General features: G+C 44.8%; 1 protein-coding gene. It reads left to right on the forward strand.

Annotated features, from left to right (window positions below; translation table 11 throughout):
- Positions 1-600 precede the first annotated feature (600 nt).
- Entirely contained in the window at positions 601-2319 is a 1719-nt protein-coding gene (gene ltrA, locus AC2VE5_RS25865; RefSeq protein ID WP_486890438.1) for a group II intron reverse transcriptase/maturase, read from the forward strand.
- The last annotated feature ends 97 nt before the right edge of the window (positions 2320-2416 follow it).

Genomic DNA, 2416 nt, shown 5'->3' on the forward strand with positions numbered 1-2416 from the left:
GAGTGTGTGCGATTCGTTCATCCTAAATGAGTAGCAATACTCAGGGACGGAAGGGAGGATGGGGCAGACTCTCTAAAACGGAGAATGCCAATCCTTACAACTTGATAATCGTGAGGGTGTAAGTCCCTCTCCCCAGGTGCAGGGGTAACAGAATCACCCCTACGGTAGCGACTAATCCTCAATCCGTAAAGCGGGGTGAAAAGGCGGTAAAGCTAGAAGCCTAATCCGGTTTCCGTCGAGCATGAATCTATGGATAGCGAAAGCAAAGATGTGGTTGAACTGTCGTCACAGCGGAAATAGCCAAATAAGGCTGATAGGCTATAGCCAAAAGGCAAAGGATAGGGGGCTGGCGTTTACACTTGCGACCAGTAAGCACCCCCACTAAACCCGGCAGAGAGCATCATCCTAAAGATTCAATCAACGATTATCAGGAACGAAGTAACCCCTTATAAGCTCTCGTTAGAGAAATCTTCGAGTAGGTGTTAACCATAAGCGATAAGTGGGGAAGATTGCCTAAGAAGCCAAAGCCCTCGGTAATGCGAGGGATATGCAGACGTAGGCACGATGTCTTGGAATGAGTAGGTACAAGTAGCAGTTAATATGTCTAAAGCACGGTTAAACCCGATGATGGAATGGAAAGACATCCCCTGGCGCAAGTTAGAGCGGCGTGTCTTTAAGCTGCAAAAGCGCATATTCAAAGCCTCAGAACGTGGCGATATTAAAGCTTGCAGGAGACTTCAAAAAACTCTAATGAGGTCTAGGTCTTCAAAATGCTTGGCTGTCCGACGAGTGACACAGGATAATCGGGGAAAGAAAACGGCTGGAGTGGATGGTATTAAAAGCCTCAAACCAGAAGAAAGACTAGAACTGGTAAACAATTTGTCACTATCTCGAAAGGCAAAACCAACGAGACGGGTTTGGATTCCTAAACCCGGAACAGAGGAAAAACGCCCACTAGGGATTCCAACGATAACAGACAGAGCCTTACAAGCCCTTGTCAAACAAGCATTAGAACCAGAATGGGAGGCTAGATTTGAGCCAAATTCCTTTGGTTTTAGACCCGGACGCTCCGCCCACGATGCGATAGCGGCAATCTTTGGATTAACTAGCAGAAAATGCAAATATGTGTTAGATGCGGATATATCCAAATGTTTTGACCGTATAAATCATGATGTACTGTTGGCAAAACTGAATACATTTCCTGTCCTCCGCCGCCTTCTTAAAGGCTGGCTAGAATCAAGGGTGTTAGAGGGAAACAGTTTGTTTCCTACACTAGAAGGAACGCCACAGGGCGGGGTAATCTCTCCGCTACTAGCTAATATTGCCCTGCACGGTATGGAACAAAGGATAAACCAAGCCCTTCCTGAAAGAGGAATATGGTCAAAGGGAAAGCAAGTGGGGCGACAAAATGCGGCACACTTAATCCGCTATGCCGACGATTTCGTGATTATTCATGAAGAATTGGCAGTAGTCCAACAATGCCAGCAGATAATTACCGAATGGTTATTGCACTTAGGGTTGGAGCTAAAACCCAGCAAAACACGCCTCACCCATACCCTCGATAAATATGAGGGAAATGTAGGGTTCAACTTCCTTGGATTCACTGTCAGGCAATATCCAACAGGAAAACACCATGCCAGTAAGAATACGAAAGGAGAAAATCTGGGTTTTAAAGCACTCATTACCCCAAATCAAGAGGGAATCAGCAGGCATCTAGAGAAGTTAAAAAAGATTATTGAGGTTCACAAAGCTTCAACTCAATTGCAGCTTATTAACGAACTTAATCCGGTTATCACAGGATGGTCTAATTACTACTCTACAGTTGTCAGCAAAGATATCTTCTCAAAGATAGGAAACTGGCTTTACCAGCAATTAAGAAACTGGGCAGAACACCGACATCCTCTAAAGAGCCAATATTGGATTTCAAATAAATATTGGCTCATTGATAAAGGGGGTGGATGGCGATTTGCAGCTAGGGAGTCAGATTCAATCAAAAAACTTGCCAAACACAGCGATACGCCCATAGAGCGACACATCAAAGTGCAAAACAACCGAAGTCCCTACGACGGTGATTGGATCTATTGGAGTTCACGCATGGGAAAACACCCCGAAGTTAATAAAAGAGTAGCAATACTCCTTAAAAAACAAAAAGGTAAATGCCCCCATTGCAACCTCTACTTTAAGTATGGTGATATTTTGGAAATAGACCACATAATCCCCCGCTCACAAGGCGGCAAGGACGAGTATCTAAACCTCCAAACCCTTCATCGTCATTGCCATGACAGTAAAACCGCTAATGATAGCGTTAGGTATGCCTGACAAGCACCAAGATATTGAGGAGCCGTGTGAGGTGAAAGTCTCAAGCACGGTTTTGAAGACCAACGGGGTTGGTGACAACCTCGTTGAGTTTAATCAA

The organism is Aliterella sp. E5.1, assembly GCF_057473825.1.